This is a genomic window from Congregibacter variabilis (assembly GCF_045689235.1).
Taxonomy (GTDB): domain Bacteria; phylum Pseudomonadota; class Gammaproteobacteria; order Pseudomonadales; family Halieaceae; genus Congregibacter; species Congregibacter variabilis.
Genome location: NZ_CP136864.1, coordinates 2,718,237 through 2,735,104 on the forward strand (window position 1 = coordinate 2,718,237; position 16,868 = coordinate 2,735,104).

At 55.3% G+C, this 16,868-nt stretch carries 14 protein-coding genes; 7 read left to right on the top strand and 7 right to left on the bottom strand.

What is annotated here, in order from left to right; genetic code table 11:
* Positions 1–79: 79 nt before the first annotated feature.
* Positions 80–1,459: a CoA transferase gene (locus R0135_RS12055; protein WP_407347106.1), complete on the top strand. Its 1,380-nt coding sequence runs from the start codon at positions 80–82 to the stop codon at positions 1,457–1,459.
* 96 nt (positions 1,460–1,555) lie between these two features.
* Positions 1,556–2,212: a thiol:disulfide interchange protein DsbA/DsbL gene (locus tag R0135_RS12060; RefSeq protein WP_407347107.1), complete on the top strand. Its 657-nt coding sequence runs from the start codon at positions 1,556–1,558 to the stop codon at positions 2,210–2,212.
* A gap of 108 nt (positions 2,213–2,320) precedes the next feature.
* Here R0135_RS12060 and R0135_RS12065 read toward each other — a convergent pair whose 3' ends face one another.
* Together R0135_RS12065 and R0135_RS12070 are read right to left on the bottom strand one after the other, a co-directional pair.
* Positions 2,321–2,941, bottom strand: a complete 621-nt coding sequence (locus R0135_RS12065; protein ID WP_407347108.1) for an NADPH-dependent FMN reductase — start codon at positions 2,939–2,941, stop codon at positions 2,321–2,323.
* Between the two features lie 26 nt (positions 2,942–2,967).
* Positions 2,968–4,185 carry a multidrug effflux MFS transporter gene (locus tag R0135_RS12070; RefSeq protein ID WP_407347109.1) on the bottom strand — a complete coding sequence of 406 codons (1,218 nt, stop codon included), beginning with the start codon at positions 4,183–4,185 and terminating at the stop codon, positions 2,968–2,970.
* 130 nt (positions 4,186–4,315) lie between these two features.
* Here R0135_RS12070 and R0135_RS12075 point away from each other — a divergent pair, with 130 nt between their 5' ends.
* Complete coding sequence (locus R0135_RS12075) at positions 4,316–6,139, top strand: carboxylesterase/lipase family protein (RefSeq protein WP_407347110.1); 1,824 nt, start codon at positions 4,316–4,318, stop codon at positions 6,137–6,139.
* A 1-nt stretch (position 6,140) separates the two neighbouring features.
* Here the strand turns inward: R0135_RS12075 and R0135_RS12080 are convergent, their stop codons facing one another.
* Positions 6,141–6,635 (bottom strand): Lrp/AsnC family transcriptional regulator, encoded by a 495-nt coding sequence (locus tag R0135_RS12080; RefSeq protein ID WP_407347111.1) that lies wholly within the window; start codon positions 6,633–6,635, stop codon positions 6,141–6,143.
* 342 nt (positions 6,636–6,977) lie between these two features.
* Between R0135_RS12080 and leuA the strand changes: the two genes are divergently transcribed.
* Positions 6,978–8,654, top strand: coding sequence for a 2-isopropylmalate synthase (leuA, locus tag R0135_RS12085; protein ID WP_407347112.1), 1,677 nt, complete (start codon positions 6,978–6,980; stop codon positions 8,652–8,654).
* Between the two features lie 29 nt (positions 8,655–8,683).
* Here leuA and R0135_RS12090 read toward each other — a convergent pair whose 3' ends face one another.
* A complete protein-coding gene (locus R0135_RS12090) occupies positions 8,684–10,030 on the bottom strand; it encodes an alanine/glycine:cation symporter family protein (RefSeq protein ID WP_407347113.1) in 1,347 nt (448 codons plus the stop codon).
* A 132-nt stretch (positions 10,031–10,162) separates the two neighbouring features.
* Between R0135_RS12090 and R0135_RS12095 the strand changes: the two genes are divergently transcribed.
* Positions 10,163–10,603: a VOC family protein gene (locus R0135_RS12095; RefSeq protein WP_407347114.1), complete on the top strand. Its 441-nt coding sequence runs from the start codon at positions 10,163–10,165 to the stop codon at positions 10,601–10,603.
* 58 nt (positions 10,604–10,661) lie between these two features.
* Positions 10,662–11,510: a DUF6279 family lipoprotein gene (locus tag R0135_RS12100; RefSeq protein WP_407347115.1), complete on the top strand. Its 849-nt coding sequence runs from the start codon at positions 10,662–10,664 to the stop codon at positions 11,508–11,510.
* 38 nt (positions 11,511–11,548) lie between these two features.
* Here the strand turns inward: R0135_RS12100 and argA are convergent, their stop codons facing one another.
* From argA to R0135_RS12115, 3 genes are read right to left on the bottom strand one after another with little or no spacing between them, the layout of a single operon-like run.
* The gene (argA, locus tag R0135_RS12105) at positions 11,549–12,865 is read right to left on the bottom strand and encodes an amino-acid N-acetyltransferase (RefSeq protein ID WP_407347116.1); all 1,317 of its coding nucleotides are present in this window, start codon (positions 12,863–12,865) and stop codon (positions 11,549–11,551) included.
* 58 nt (positions 12,866–12,923) lie between these two features.
* The gene (locus tag R0135_RS12110) at positions 12,924–14,201 is read right to left on the bottom strand and encodes an inorganic phosphate transporter (protein ID WP_407347118.1); all 1,278 of its coding nucleotides are present in this window, start codon (positions 14,199–14,201) and stop codon (positions 12,924–12,926) included.
* A gap of 28 nt (positions 14,202–14,229) precedes the next feature.
* On the bottom strand, positions 14,230–14,844 hold the full coding sequence (locus R0135_RS12115; protein ID WP_407347119.1) for a DUF47 family protein: 615 nt from the start codon (positions 14,842–14,844) through the stop codon (positions 14,230–14,232).
* A 247-nt stretch (positions 14,845–15,091) separates the two neighbouring features.
* Here R0135_RS12115 and R0135_RS12120 point away from each other — a divergent pair, with 247 nt between their 5' ends.
* A complete protein-coding gene (locus tag R0135_RS12120; protein ID WP_407347120.1) occupies positions 15,092–16,867 on the top strand; it encodes a GspE/PulE family protein in 1,776 nt (591 codons plus the stop codon).
* The last annotated feature ends 1 nt before the right edge of the window (position 16,868 follow it).

Consider the following 16,868-nt stretch of genomic DNA (forward strand, 5'->3'; position numbering starts at 1 on the left):
ATGCGAGCCGTTTTTCGTTCTGCAGGGCGCTCGGCTGGATTGGTCTGAGGACTGCTGTTTCGGGAAAAGGGAGCTTTGCATGGACGGTGTTTCAATCCCAATAGATTTGGCGGCAGAAATCACTGGAGCACTCCATCCCGTGAGCTCACCCACAGCTACGTTCCAAGGGGACGAGGATAATGCTGGCTTGCAGTCCTGTTTTGATGTCACCGGTCTTGCGGTTTCGAGCATCGGAGCGGCTTGCGCCGAGTTGGCTGCACTTTCATCAGCAGCGTCAGCGCAGGATCTATTGCTAAGTCGCCGTCTCGCCTCGCTTTGGTTTGACATGACTATCCGACCCCAAGAATGGCAAATGCCACCTGTCTGGGATGCTATTGCCGGACTCTATCGCGCAAAAGACCACTGGATTAGATTACATACCAATGCCCCGCTCCACCGTGAGTCGGCACTTAAGGTGCTCGACTGTGACGCGCAGCGCGATGCTGTGGCGCGACGGGTTGCCGATTGGGCTGCCGAGGACCTTGAGCAGGCCATCGTAGCGAATGGCGGTTGCGCCGCGTTACTGCGCAGCATGGCGCAGTGGGATGCTCACCCTCAGGGCAAAGCCGTCGCAAGCGAGCCCCTGATTGCCTGGACGCCCACCCAGCAGGGAGCGCCAATCGTCGCGTCGAGCTCTAGCGATTTGCCATTGCGGGGTTTGCGCGTCCTGGATTGCACGCGGGTACTTGCAGGGCCCGTCTGTACACGTCTGCTCGCTGGTTTTGGCGCCGAGGTGCTCCGTATAGATCCTCCCGCCTGGGCCGAGGCTAACGTTGAACCCGAGGTCACACTGGGTAAGCGTCTGGCGACTCTAGATCTCAGGGAACCGCCCGACAAAGCACGCTTTGAGGCCTTGCTGGCAAAATCCGACCTGTTCATTCATGGCTATCGCCCGGGGGCACTGGATGACCTTGGCTTGGGCGCAAATCGGCGCCTGGAGCTGAACCCCAAGCTTATCGATGTGTCCTTATCAGCTTACGGACATAACGGACCCTGGGCACAACGACGGGGTTACGACAGTCTTGTGCAGATGAGCACCGGTATTGCGCACGAGGGTATGCTTCGTGGAGATAAAGAGACTCCAACCCCGCTCCCGGTGCAGGCACTAGATCACGCTACGGGTTATTTGATGGCCGCGGCAGCGCTGCGTGCACTTCGTGTTGTTCGTGAATCCGGCACCGTACTATCGGCACGACTGTCTTTGGCGCGTACCGCAGAACTCCTCAAGCAAACTTCTCTGAGTACACCGCCAGAAGCTTTTGCTAGTGAAGGCAGCGGGGATTTTGCACCCGGTTTTGAGTCCACGTACTGGGGGCCGGCGCGGCGCATTCGTTTTCCCCTGGTGAGCGGCTTAGCGGCGCCGAAGTGGCCGCTCCCGGCCCGACCGCTGCATAGTGACATGCCGCAATGGACTGATTAACCCTCAGTTAAAGAGCGCCTGGTAGTGCCAAAAGGACGAACTTTTCGTTAGGATGCCTGTCTGATTCATCATCATCTAGAAAATCTGGAGAACACCATGTTCAAGCGTATATGCTTCGCAGCCTTTGCGACGCTGGCTATGCAGTTTGCTGCTTTGACGGCTCAAGCCCAAGATGAAAATTATGTGGCGGGAGAGCACTATGACCTTATTTCCCCGGCGATTCGCGGTAGCTCAGATAAGATCGAGGTAACAGAGTTTTTTTGGTATGGCTGCGGGCACTGCTACAACTTTGAGCCACAGCTTGCGCAGTGGAAAAAGAGCTTAGCTGACGACGTGGTACTTAAGGGGTCGCCCGCTATGTGGAATGCCCCCATGGAGATTCACGCCAAAGCCTTTTATGCTGCTCAGGCGCTGGGTGTTTTAGACACAGTGCACATCCCTCTTTTTCAAGCCCTGAATGTAGACCGTAAGCGTTTAGCGGACGAAGACGAGCTCGCTGACCTGTTTGCAGCGCATGGCGTCGATCGTGAAGATTTCTCCAAGGCTTTTAACTCTTTTGGCGTGGGTAGCCAGGCCCGTCAGGCGAACGCTCGTGCTCGTGCTGCGAAGATCACCGGAACACCTGAACTTATGGTTGCCGGTAAATACCGCATCAGCACACGCAAGGCCGGTGGTCAGGCAAACATGCTGAAAATAGCGGATTTTCTTATCGAAAAAGAACGCGCAATGCAGGTATCTCAAGCAGGTTCCTGATAGCTACGCTACCCCCACCGCTTGATCGCGGCGGGGGTGTTTCATCTTAGCTCAAGAGTCGGCGTCCATGGGCCCTTGCGTCATCTAGCTGACAGCCCCCGCCGGTTCTTACATCCCGTTGGTATACGTCTCCAGAGAAGTCTTCCCGCTTGCTCTGATTTGCTGAAATGCCTGGGTGTATTCTGCGAGCATCTCGAGGCAATAGCAGAGGCGTGCATGAAGGTAGTCGTGCATCTCGTCGTCGTTTTCTGCGCTGTCTTCATTAAACACCTTCGCCGCATGACGCACGATCAAATGTTCGGGCATGTAGCAGATTCTGCTGTTTTTGTAGCTGCTCATACGCAGTTCTGCAACGGGGTACGCGCCACCCCCGGCGCCGCCGGATACTGAGATAATCAACGCCGGTTTATGCGCTAACTCGCCGCTTCCGGGAAACATCAAAAACAGGTTCTTGAGTCCTGCGGGCACCATGCCATGCCACTCGGGGCTCACGACGATAAAGCCATCGCAGCTTTTTAGTTCTTCGCGCAACTCACCGATAGCTTCGTCCCATTTGGGATCGCCGTTCCATAAACCCTCGTCCCAGAAAGGCAGAGGGTTGTCTGCCAGAGCAAATAGATAGGTTTCGTCACACAGCCCGTGCTTTTCGAGTTGTGTGACGGCGTAGCGAGCAATTTTTTCGCTTTGCGAGTCTTCGCGATGACTGCCGCTGATAATGCCGATTTTCATGGATTTGTGGACTCCGTAAGAGGGTTTCAAAGAGGCTGATACTTCCGATGCTGTATTTTTCCATAAACGATGAGCAACAGCGCCAATAGCTGCGTTATCGTCATGGTTAAAATCATCGGCAGTGGTGATGACACTAATACGCTGCCCACCGCTCCGGTGATCACTGCGGAGAGACCCATCTGCAAAAAGCCGAACAAAGATGAGTTGGTGGCGGCGATTTTTGGGAAGTGCTCCATAGCCATTGCCATAGCCTGGGGAAGCACCAAACCCAGTGCGGCTGAGTAAAAGCTCATCGGCAGTATCAGTGCAAAAACTGATTGCGGTGCCAGCAGGTGCAAGCCAAGCATTAGCAGCACTGCCGATGTCGCCAGCAGGCCGCCGCCCAGGAGTAATTGTGATGGCTCCAACTTTGCGGCGAGTCGGGCGCTCACTGCGCTGCCACCCATGTAACCAAATACCGAGCTTAGAAATATTAGTCCGAAGTACTCTACGGGGACGCCAAGCATATTGATGAAGACAAATCCTGAGCAGGCGAGATAGGCCATGAGGCCCGCGTAAACCAGCGCGCTAGCTCCGGCGATGGGCAAAAACACCGGATCTCGCAGTAGCAGTATGTAGTTTGCGGCGATGTTGCCGGGGCGAAGACTTTGCGGCTCGGGCAGTGTTTCTGGGATGCGGTAAACAATGATGCCCAATACAACGGTTCCGTAGACGCCCAAAAAAATGAATACAACCGGCCATTCCACATAGCGAAGGAGCAGGCCACCAAGGCCCGGTGCGATCGCTGGCGCCAGAGCCATGAGCATGGCGATGAGCGAAAGTGCGCGGGCGGCACCCCGCGGACCGAATACGTCCCGAGTGATCGTACGTGCCAGCGTGGGGCCGACACAGGCGCCAATACCCTGTATGAAGCGATAAACGGTCAATTCCTGTACTGAAGCTGCCATCGCGCAACCTGCTGAAGCGAGCACAAACAGGCCGGTACCCGCGATGAGGAGGGGCTTTCGTCCAAAGCGGTCTGCGAGCGGACCGCAGGCAAGATGAAATAGTGCAAAGCCCCACAGGTACGCGCTGAGCGTAAAATGCATATGTACGATGTCGGTATCGAAAGCCTTCTGCATTGCCGGCATGGCCGGTAAATACATATCGACGCTCAGGGGTCCTAATGCCACCAGCGCAGCAAGAAATACCAGCGTAAGTTTGGACTCAGAATTTAGCTTGCTAGTGTGGGGAGAGTTGGGCATCGGCGCGCAATCTTACACTACGGTAACAGTTTGAAATGAAACAGCGGCATCAAGAAGGCAGCGTCCTTTTGCAACGCCTGTTCTAAGGAGCCTTCGCTAGCGTTACAGTACCGGCACAAAGGAGAATCTAATGCGTTGGCTAGTACTTATTACGGGTTTGGTTTTGGTCGTTGGTGGTTTGTTTTTGGATCGCCAGGACACAAGCGATGGTCCGCTTTTGCTACAGGCAGATATGAGCACGCTTCGTGATACTGCATCCGGCCCGGTGCTTGGGGGCATTAGCCGCCCGGGAGCACAGGTTTGGCTTGGGATTCCCTACGCAGCAGCCCCGGTGGGCGAGAAGCGCTGGCGCGCGCCAGCGCCAGCTGCAGATTGGTTCAATGCCCGGCAGAGCCTCGCCTTTGGATCTGTGTGTCCGCAATTTGCCAGCCGCCTGTCTGCGTCTAATGCTGAGCCCGGGACACTAATCGGTAGCGAAGATTGCCTGTCATTGAATGTGTTTTCCCCGGGTGGAGTTGGAAGTGACGCGGCCTTGCCCGTGATGGTCTATATCCATGGTGGTGGCAACACCATTGGTTCAGCCATCCCCTACGAAGGGTCTGCTTTTGTACAAGAGCAAGGCGTAGTGATGGTCACCCTGAATTATCGTCTGGGGCCTTTAGGTTGGTTAAGCCACGCTGCCCTGCGCGATGGAGCATCGCCTGAAGATGCCTCGGGCAACTTTGCTTTGCTGGATATGATCGCTGCCCTGAAATGGGTGCGAGACAATATCGAAAACTTTGGCGGTGATTCTGCGCGAGTGACGGTTTTTGGCGAGTCCGCCGGAGGACGGAATATCTATGGCCTGTTGGCCTCGCCGCTGGCTGCGGATTTATTTCATGGCGCGATTATTCAAAGTGGCTTTCCCGGCACGTTCACCCGAGCACGGGCCGAGAAGCCCGCGGACGATCCGCAGCCGGGACACCCCAATGGTTCCTATGCCCTGGCTCTCGCCTGGCTTGCGCAGGGTGATGAGCCAGGGGGCGTTGAACGCCTCGATCGCATGCCTGCGAAGGATCTCGCGCAATACTTGCGCGGCATTAGCGTAGAACAGCTGCTGGCCCCGCTGCAGGTTCCCGGTGGAATGTACTCCGCGCCTGCCTTGTTTCGTGATGGCGTGGTGTTGCCCAAAGAGCCGCTTACAGAGGTATTTGCCGACCCCACGCGCTGGAACCAAATGCCCCTAATGGTGGGCAGTAATCGCGATGAGATGAAACTGTTTCTTGCTCTGTCGGATCAGCATGCGGGTAAGCGCTTTGGCTTCATACCGGCACCGCGCGATGCCGAGCGCTACGACTTGCTCAACCGGTTTCACAGCGATGGATGGAAGGCCTTGGGGGTTGATCTTCCTTTGTCGCTAATCAGTCAAGGTAGCTCAAAGAGCAATTTGTACGCCTACCGTTTCGACTGGGACAGCATGCGCAAAAACTGGTTGGTAGATTTGCCGCAGTTACTCGGTGCTGCCCATGCACTGGAGTTGGATTTTTTGTTTGGCCCCTTAATTAGTCGAGTGGTTCCCGGGGTTTTCTATGAGGGTAATCGGCAGGAGCGGGAGGCGCTGGGGCGCACGATGCGAGATTACTGGGCAGGGTTTGCCTATAGCGGACGGCCTGGTAGCGGGCGAAGCGCCGGGCAAGTGGCATGGCCAAGTTGGAGTGTAGATGAACCCCTGCTGATGCTTCTGGATAGCAAGGAGGACGGCGGGGTGCGTCCAGAGTCCCTCACCGTCACCGTAGATGATGTGAAACGCCGTCTGGCAGCCGAAGACACTTTACCCGAGCGTTTACGCTGTGCGCTCTATGTTGATTTGTTTTTGAACAACAATGGATTGAGCGAGCAGTTCGTGACCCGGGAGTATCAGGATTTGGGCTGTGGGCAGATACCGTCCTGGCCCTTGGCTGGATTGTCGCGCTAGCTCATCCATTTTCGCGCGCCGTGTGTTCCAAAGGCAGCGCCGTGCGCTGGACCACTCTGCGCAGTACAAAGCTGGAGTGCACACCGGTGACGCCCGGAATACGCGTGAGCCGACCGAGAAGAAAGCGCTCGTAATACGTCATATCAGGAACCACAGCCTGCACGAGGTAGTCTGAATTCTGGCCAGTGACAACATTGCACTCCACAACTTCTGGGTAGTCACGGACAGCTTCTTCAAATGCCTCAAAGCGATCGGGCGTATGCCGATCCATGCTGATACTGATGAACGCGGTGAGACTCAGGCCGAGCTGCTGCTGATCAAGCAAGGTCACATGTCCACGAATCAGTCCGGATTCTTCCAGGCGTCTGACGCGGCGTGCACAGGGTGTGGGTGATAGCCCTACCGCGGCAGCCAGATCCAGATTGCTGATTCGTGAATCGGCCTGCAGGCGCTCGAGAATGCGGCGATCAAGGCGATCCAGTTCAGGCGTAGGCACAGTTATAAACTCCAGGCAAAGACACTAAAATAGCTACATTAGCTCAAAATAAATTATTTCATAGAGAATATACCTATTTAAAGTGCAAAACAGGCGTCAGTTTGCAGTAATTAGCTACGCGGTGGGGCCTATAATTTGTGTCTCTGGTGCAAACGTTGTCCCGCCGTTGATTAGCCACTCCCTAAGCAACGTCGGCAATGCTCACAAGGTACGCCTGCCGGGCAACGTCGCCAGCCCCCTCTTCACATTGCAGCTTTGGGTGTGCGTGCAGCTGCTCGCTGTTAAAATCGCCTTCCCTGTTGAGTGATAGATTGCTGATTAGCAAAATTTTTGGAATTGAACATGAGTCGCTTTGATTACCGTCGATACCCCGCGTTTCCTCCTGTACCGATGACCTCCCGGCGCTGGCCCGATCGTCAGATCCGTCGCGCGCCGGGTTGGTGTAGCGTTGATCTACGTGACGGAAATCAGGCGCTTATCGAGCCTATGACCGCCTCGCAGAAGTCTCGGATGTGGGATTTGCTGCTCAAGCTCGGCTTTAAAGAAATTGAGGTCGGCTTCCCGTCGGCATCAGGTCATGACTTTGCCTTCGTGCGCAATCTCATTGAAAACAACCGTATTCCCGAGGATGTCACGATTCAGGTGCTCACTCAGGCTAGAGAAGAGTTGATTGCCAGGACCTTTGAATCTCTGGAAGGTGTGCCCCGGGCCATAGTGCATGTCTACAACTCTACGTCGACCGTGCAGCGCGAGCAGGTGTTTGGTCTGGACCGCGAAGGTATCAAGGCTATTGCCGAGAACGGCGCGCGCCTGGTTAAGGATTACGCGAGCCGTTATCCAGATACTGACTGGACCTTTGAGTACTCACCAGAGAGTTTTACCGGCACCGAGTTGGATTACGCCGTAGAAGTCTGCGATGCCGTAACCAGTGTCTGGGAGCCCACGCCGGACAAAAAAGTCATCATTAATCTCCCGGCGACAGTGGAGATGAGCACACCCAACGTCTACGCCGATCAGATCGAGTGGTTTTGTGATCATGTGGCACGGCGCGACAGCATTATTGTGTCCTTGCACACCCACAACGATCGAGGCTGTGCTGTGGCGGCAGCAGAACTCGGCGTTATGGCCGGAGCAGATCGCATCGAAGGAACGCTCATGGGTAACGGCGAGAGAACGGGCAACATGGACATTATTACCATGGCTATGAATCTCTACAGCCAGGGCGTTGACCCACAGCTTCAGTTAGCGGGAATGGATGAGATTATTGAAACCGTAAAAGCCTGTACGCAGTTGCCCGTGCATCCACGACACCCCTATGCGGGCGAGCTGGTGTTTACCGCGTTTTCTGGCAGTCATCAGGACGCCATCAAAAAGTGTCTCACCAAGCGGGAAGATGAGAGCCAACCCTGGCAAGTGGCTTACCTGCCTATCGATCCGGCCGACATTGGACGCTCCTATCAGGAGGTCATCCGCATCAACAGTCAATCGGGGAAAGGTGGTGTTGCTTATGTTATGCAGGCTGACCACGGCTATGACCTTCCGCGGTGGCTGCAAATCGACTTTAGTGCCACGGTGCAGGCGTACGCAGAAGACACTGAGGGAGAGGTCGGCTCAACGGAAATTCACAGCCTTTTTGAGCAAACCTATTTGCCCGAAACGCCCCGTTGGCGCTTGCACGACTATCAGCTCAGTCGCGCCGATGGCGTCGACAAGTTACAGCTGACGATTCAGGACGGAGCCCAGTCCCGGCAACTTGCCGGTACCGGCAACGGTGTTGTGGCCGCGTTCGTTAATGCTCTGGAGGGTTTTGTTGGTAAGTCCATCGTACTGGTGGAGTACAGTGAGCACGCGCTGTCACAAAGCGCTGACGCAGAAGCGGTTTGCTATATCCAGCTCAACATTGATGGGGATCGCAGCTGCGGCGTAGGGCGCAGCCACGATATCGTGCAGGCGTCTCTGCTGGCTATCCTTGGTGCGCTGAGCCGTTCACCGGGACTATCGACCAGCGCCGCAGCCTAGAGTCCCGAGCGCCTATCCTGATCGCCGCCTCAATAGGGGTGGCGAGTAAAATAATCTCGCCCAGCGGCCATCACTCTAGGTGCCAGCACTAGCGTACTCACCATGGTGGGTATTGCCATGAGTCCATAGGCACCAGAAATAATGTTGAACACCACATCGATGCTCACGCTCGCGCCGATGACTACCGTTGCTACAAATACCCAGCGAAAGTGGTGCTGGAGATGTGCGCCGAACAAAAAGCCAAAGCACTTGGCTCCGTAGTACCAGCCGGTAAACATCGTGGTGGTGCTCAGGACCAGCGTGACAAAAGCCAGAGGTATCAAACCGAAGCGGCCCATCTCACCCACAAATGCGTTGGCTGTGAGTGTGATCCCCGACAGCTCGCCCGGCACTTGCCACTGGCCTGTGAGCAAAATCACCAAAGCGGTGCAGGTGCACACCAGCAAGGTATCAATTACCGGCCCGAGCATGGCGACCAATCCTTCGCGAATCGGCTCGTTAGTGCGAGCCGCGCCATGCGCCATAACCTCGGTACCCACGCCCGCCTCGTTGGAGAACGCGCCGCGACTGATGCCAATGAGCAACGTGCCAATAAAGCCGCCGCCGGCCGCCTGGGGAGTGAACGCTTCGCTGACGATGCTGGCAAACACCGCGGGTACCATTGATGCGTTACTAATAATGACGTAGAGAGTCATTAACATGTAGATCACGACCATGCTCGGTAGGACCGTGATGGCGACGCTGGCCACCCGCGGAAGCCCGCCGAAGATGACGCCCGCCACTAAAGCCGCTACGCATAGGCCGATGACTGGCCCCCCCCATGCGGGCATGTTACCGGCAAACACCGTGTCGCCTACAAGAGCGGTGAGTTGGTTTGCCTGAAACAGCGGAAGCGTGCCCACCAGACCCGCGACAGCAAACAGAATTGCCAGAGGATAGAACTTCCGGGGTAGCGCCTCGCGAATGATATACATGGGCCCGCCCTGGAGTTTTCCAAGGCTGTCTTCGCCGCGGTACATCACTCCAAGGGAGCAGGTAAAAAATTTGGTCGCCACACCCACAAGGGCAGAGATCCACATCCAGAACACGGCGCCGGGTCCACCGGCGACGATCGCCAGAGAAACACCTGCGATGTTGCCAAGTCCCATAGTCCCGGACAGCGCGGCTGCCAATGCCTGCCCATGGGACAACTCGCCGGCCTCGTTCGGGGTGTCATGACGGCCCAGCATAATGCCCACCGCGTGGCCAAAGTGCCGATAGGGCAGACCCCGGGAGTAAATAAGAAAGAACAGTCCTCCCCCCAATAGCAGCGTGACCAGCGGCGTGCCCCAAACGGCATTAACGAATCGCAGTGAAAGTTCTTCTAAACCCAGCATGCCTTGGCCACCATGAGCAAACGCCGCACATTAGCACAGGCTAAATGCGACTTGCGTCTTCCCCTGAGCAAAAGACTCGCTATGATCCGCAAGGTGAAAATCGCTAATATCTAATATTGTTCTGGAGACATTATGCCTAGCACTGCTTTTCATCTGGCACTTCCTGTGGACGACCTTGAAGCCGCAGCGGGATTCTATGGCGAAATTTTGAATTGCCCTCAAGGCCGATCCTCACCGCGTTGGATTGACTACGACTTTTATGGACATCAGTTGGTGGTACATAAAGTAGCGATCGAAGACTTACCTGCGGTAGCGCGCAACGGGGTTGATGGAGAGGCAGTGCCGGCAAGTCACTTTGGCGTCGTGCTTGATTGGAACGACTGGGATGCGCTCCAGAGTCGCCTTGAGGAGGCGGGAGTGGGTTATGCCATAGCGCCGACTACACGATTTGCGGGTCGTCGCGGCGAACAGCGCACCTGTTTTATCCGTGATCCCGCGGGCAATCACCTTGAGTTCAAATGTTTTCGTAATCCCGAGATGCTGTTTGCCACCGATGGTTTTGAGTACGAATAGTATTCCTGTGAGCTCTCAAGCTTGGCAGAGGCTGCGGCTTTGGCGATGGTGTCTACTGTTGTCCTCGCTGTTTTTTTTGTCGGCTTGCAGCAGTACTACGTTCTTCTATAACCGCCTCGATTTTATCCTGCCCTGGTACCTGGATCGTTACGTTGATCTTGATCGTGCACAGTCCGGGCAACTGGATTTAGCGCTAGAGACCATGCTCGACTGGCATCGCCGCGAGGAGCTGCCGCGTTATCTGGAGTTCCTCAATACGGTGTCGCGCGATCTGGATCGCAACATCGCTGCTCCGCTGAACGTTGAGCAGCTGCAAAGCTATGCTGATCGCGCTGAGCAGGCCTGGTTTCGTATCCGCGATCCTGGCCTTGAGCTACTTCTTCGTCTTGGCGAAGATTTGCGTGATGAGCAAATTAAAGACTTCATTGCGCAGATGGACAAAAAGCAAAGGAAGTACGAGGACAAGTATCTGAGCCGTGATGACGAGGAGATGCGTAAAGATGCCTTTGAGAGTCTGAAGGAAACCCTCGAGGACTATCTGGGGCGGCTAGACAAGACTCAGCAAGAGCGTCTGCGAGTGGCGGCGGGAGAGCTTCTGCGCTCCGACGCTGTCTGGCTGCAAGAACGTAGCGCCTGGACTGCAAAGCTTGCCAGGGCATTGGAGCGTGAACCGGGTTGGCAGCGGCGCGTGATAGCGATTATTCATGACTGGGAGGCCGGGCTCGATCCCGAGGTCGAGGCGCTCTACGATCACAACACTTCCGTTGTGCAGTCAGCAATGGTGGATGTGCTGAACAACCGCAGTGAAAAACAGGATATCCGTTTGCATAAAAAGATTGACGGGTTTCGAGATGATCTCAGTCTTCTGATTAGCCAGGGTGAGAGTCAGTCGGCGGCCGCACATTAGTTTTCCACGCCAATTTTGCAAAGCCAGTGGTGCGAGCGTCAGGAGCGCTGTGTCAGTTTCTTGGAAAAGACCTTGGAGTTACGCTGCAAGTTGTACAGGGCCTGGCGGGCCGGCGGCAACGTATCCAGAGCGTTCTCTATAAAACCCTGCTCAAGAAACCAATGCGCCGTCTGGGTCGTCAATACGAAAACCTCAGCAAGTCCTTGCGCGAGAGCTTCTTGCTCCAACTCCTGCAAGAGTCGCTTTGCCCGCTGTTCTCCCCGATAATCTGGATGCGACACAATGCAGGCCAGTTCGGCGCTTTGTTGTTCTAAAAAGGGGTATAGCGCTGCGCAGGCTATGGTGCGGCCATCTCGCTCGAGAATTCTAAAACGACCTATCTCTGCCTCGAGCAGCTCTCTGGAGCGCTTGAGTAAAACGCCGGATTCTTCCAGAGGGCTAATGAGTTCCAAAACACCGCCCACATCTCCAATGCTGGCCCAGCGAGATTGCTCATAGGGACGGCTCGCCACCAGGGTGCCGCTGCCGTCCGTGGTAAAGAGCTCAGCCAACAAGGCATCGGGGTCAGAGAAGCTGACAATATGACTTCGGGGAACGCCAGCACGACAAGCGGCACAGGCCATGTGCAGGAGTCTGGCTTCTTCGTCATCCGTAGGGTCAATCACGGCCTGCTGATCCACGGCGTATTGCTTGATCAGTGAGCCATCGCGATCATGTACGCCTGGGCTGCTACCGAGAACAATCAGCTTGTCGGCCTTTAAATCCCGAGCGGCACTGATGGCAACATCGGCGAGGCCCAGATTGAAGGCTTCTCCAGTGGGCGAGTAACCTACAGATGAAAGGAGCACCAGGTTGCCGCTTTCGAGCAGGGATTCAATGCCCTCGCTGTCTACGCGTCGCACCCGACCTGTCAGCTGATAGTCTATGCCGTCCACCACGCCCAAGGGCTGAGCGACAACAAAGTTCCCAGAGGTAACCCGCAGCTTGGCACCTTGCATAGGTGAATTAGGCAGGCCGAGTGACAGCAGCGCTTCCAGCTCTATACGCTGGGCGCCGACAACTTGAAGCACATGCGGTAGGGACTCGCTGTCGGTAATACGATGCTCACGGTGGAAGGCGCTCGGGACCCCATACTCCTGCAGGCGGCGATCTATTTGCGGCCGACTACCAAACACCAAAACCAGTCTTACTCCGAGACTGCTAAGTAAGGCAAGATCATTGAGCAACCGCGGCAATGCAGTGCTGTCTTGCACCGCTCCGGGTATAACGATCACGAAGGTCGAACCGCGATGCCTGTTGATATACGGCGCGGTATTACGAAACCATGAAATGTGCGAGTTCTGTTGGTCAGTCATATTTCGAGCATAGGTGCGCTGTGGCTGAATTACTACGGGAATAGCTTACCTTTTGGGTTCAGCCAAAAATGCCGCGAAGCGTAAAGAAGAAAATAATAGACAGTACGGCACCAGCCGGAAGCGTGATGAGCCAGCTTAGAAAAATCGAACCGATGACGCGTAAATCGATTGCCGCAATGCCCCTTGCAAGGCCAACGCCAAGTACCGCGCCCACCAGGGTGTGAGTGGTGGAGATGGGTAGCCCGGTGCCTGAGGCAAAGACCACTGTAGTTGCAGCGGCAAGGGTGGCGGCAAACCCGCGAGAGGGAGTGAGTTCTGTGATTTTGTTGCCTACGGTGGCAATTACTTTCCATCCATATGTGGTCAGTCCTGCAACGATTCCCAGAGCACCAATCAAGAGAATCCAACCAGGCATTACCGCAGTTGCGTTCACCGCGCCGCCGGATTGCACAACGCTGGTGATCGCTGCCAATGGCCCTATAGCATTGGCGACATCGTTGGAGCCGTGGGCAAAGGCCATGGAACATGCAGTGAACATCATCAATACGCCAAAGACCTGCTCCACGCTGGCAAAACGATTGTCCTCGTTGTCTTCGAATTGGATGTTGCGTAACAACAGCGCCCCAACAATGGCTACGATGAGGCCAACTGCAAAAGACAGGGGCATGGCGTTTGCAAACTTTGATCCCAGGCCATAATCCAGCTCCAGGCCCAGATGCTTCAGGCCTTTAAGCAAGGTCACCATGGAGATCATGAATCCCACAATCCACATATAAACGGGTATCAAGCGCTTGGCGCGCTTAAAGGGGTCATCATGGTCGAGAATAAGTACTTTCACGCTCATAAACAGCGCAAAGGAGATGCTTCCTGCGAGCACCGGCGAGATAACCCAACTCATGGCAATGGTACCGACCTGCCCCCAGTTCACGGAGTCCATGGAGATCCCTACGGCTGCAAAGCCCACAATAGCGCCGACTATGGAGTGCGTCGTTGAGACTGGCCACCCGCGGACGCTGGCTATAAGTAGCCAGGTACCTGCGGCAAACAAGGCAGACATCATGCCGTAGACTAAAAGTTCCGGAGATCCCTCTAACAGTCCCGGGTCAATGATGCCTTTTCGAATAGTCTCGGTAACCTCGCCTCCGGCGAGATAAGCGCCAAGAAACTCGAAGACAATAGCGATGAGAATTGCCTGACGAATGGTCAGAGCGCCAGAGCCCACGGAGGTTCCCATGGCATTGGCTACGTCATTCGCACCAATTCCCCAAGCCATGAAGAATCCGGCTATGCAGGCAAGACCCAAAAACTGGGGGCCATAGGCAGTGACTATTTCCAAGATCGAATATCCGTAGGTTCAGTTAAGACTAGCGTGCTAAGAGCAGTTCAAGCTGCTCACCCACTTCTCCGCAGGCATCTGCCAACTGAGCAAGTGCCGCGGCGATCTGGTAATAAAAAATTGCGTCAAGGACCGGAAAACTATCTTCTGTTCTGCTGAGTTGCCGCACCAGGCGTTGTTGCTGTGTATCGCAACGCCTTACCTGGCGGTCTAGCGAGCCCAGCATTTTTTGCATGATCTTACGCTCATGTTTGCCAAAGCCCTGACTGATCAGTTCATCAAGCTCACGGATCGCGGTCAAAGCCTCGCCGACAGTCGCCGCAAGAAGGCTGCAAAGTTTGTCGAGAATCGTCTGAAGTGCAGAAGGAAACTGCATGCCCCGAAGTGCTACGGGCCTGGCGATCTCTCTTACGCAGACAGTGATGCGATTTTGAATATCCAAAAGCTCAAGAAGATCCGAGCGCGGCATCGCAAGGAGCAGGCCTCGCGGGAGCTGCTGGCGTATCTCCCGTCGAAGTTTTCGCGCTTCGCCGGTGGTACTGTCGATGACGCTGTGAATCTCCGCCACCCGGGTCCAGTCCTGATCCGCACTGGCCGCCAACAACTCACAAAGAAGCTGCACGGTCTCCTGCGCGAGCTGCATATGCTGCTGAATTGGTTCTATTGGCGACCTGCCAAATAGTTTGCCCAAAGGACTCGTCATGAAACCGAAATCTCTAGTCTCGCGAAGTTGCGGAGTATAGGGCCTGATTGTGTCATCTGTCTTGTCTCGAATTATGAAATATGACCTTACTATTAATACGGGTTTATTGCTGTGAAGTCGAGGGCCCGGGCGCTTGGCTGTGATAGCATGCGCATGCGCCATTAGCCGTAAAAACAGGGGTTTTTGCATGTTTAAGCCTGAAATCAGCGAGCCCTTAGAGCGCTTGCTCACGCTTAAGACCCTGCTGGAGGGCTTGCTAACCGATGGACGTATTGCTGCGGGTGACCTTCGTCGTCTGCAGGGCCTGTCACCGGGTGCCATACATCCTTTGGTATTTCTCGCCGAACAAAAGTTGAAGGACCTCGAAAACCCCGATCAAACGCTGGATATGGCGGCCCTCCTTGCCTGGCTTAGTGGCCGCACGGGCCAGGCGGTTATCGAAATTGATCCACTTAAGATCAAAGTGGCGGAGGTTTCGGAGGTTATGTCTCGGGCGTTTGCTGAGCGACACCGTATTCTCGCGGTCGATGTAAGTGATGAGGAGGTTGTCATTGCTAGCGCCGAGCCTTATCAGCGCGCCTGGCAGGCCAATTTGGAGCAGGTGCTGCGCAAGCAGATTCGCCGAGTTCTTATTGATCCGCGCGACTTGCAGCGTTACACCGCCGAGTTCTACACCATGGCAGGGTCCGTTCGAGGAGCACGCGCAGCTGGCAGGGGCGCTGCTGCTGGAAACATTGGCAACATTGAGCAAATGCTCCAGCTGGGCTCTATGCGTGAGCCAGATGCGAATGACCAGCATATTGTCAGTATTGTGGATTGGCTGCTGCAATATGCTTTTGAACAGCGCGCCAGTGACATACATATTGAGCCGCGTCGGAGTATTGGCAACGTACGCTTTCGGATCGATGGTGTTCTCAACACAGTGTATGAGCTGCCGGAGCAGGTTTGCGCGGCAGTAACCAGCCGCATCAAGATTCTGGGTCGCATGGATGTCGCTGAAAAGCGTCGACCTCAGGACGGACGCCTAAAAACCCGAAGTCCTGAGGGTGCAGAGGTAGAATTGCGTCTCTCGACGTTACCGACGGCCTTTGGCGAAAAGCTGGTAATGCGTATCTTTGATCCCGAAGTTCTGCAAAAGAGCTTTGAAGAATTGGGTTTGGCTGATGAGGATCTGGCACGCTGGCACGCGATGACCGGTACGGGGAACGGCATTGTGCTGGTGACGGGGCCCACGGGTTCCGGAAAAACAACCACACTGTATTCAACGCTCAGACAACTGGCGACCACCGCCGTTAATGTGTGCACCATTGAGGATCCCATCGAAATGGTCGAGGGCTCCTTCAATCAAATGCAGGTCAATCACGCGATTGATTTAGATTTCTCCACAGGGGTGCGAACCCTGATGCGTCAGGACCCCGACATCATCATGATTGGTGAGATCAGGGACCTGGAAACCGCCAATATGGCTATTCAGGCCGCGCTTACCGGCCATCTGGTGTTGTCCACCCTGCACACCAACGATTCTCCAAGTTCGATTTCCCGCATGCTTGAGCTGGGTGCCCCGGCATATTTGGTGAAGGCGACCTTGCGTGGAATTATGTCGCAAAGACTGGTGCGTATTCTGTGCGACGAATGCAAACGCGCGAAACCTGCGGATGTCCACGGTTGGCGTGAGTTGGTGCAGCCGTTTGATATCCCCGCCCCTAAGGAGATCTATGAAGCTGTGGGCTGCAAAATCTGCCGGGATACCGGCTATCGCGGTCGTCGCGGTATTTACGAGGTACTTGTGAACAGCCCTGCGATTCAGGAAGAGATTGTGGCTAGCATTAATACCGCGCGTCTGCGCGATATCGCATTTAGCGAAGGCATGCAGTTTCTGCGTGTCAGTGGCGCCAACCGTGTGGCCCGGGGCGAGACCACTGTAGAAGAGGTTCTGCGAGTCGCTCCTGCGATAAGTCAGTAAT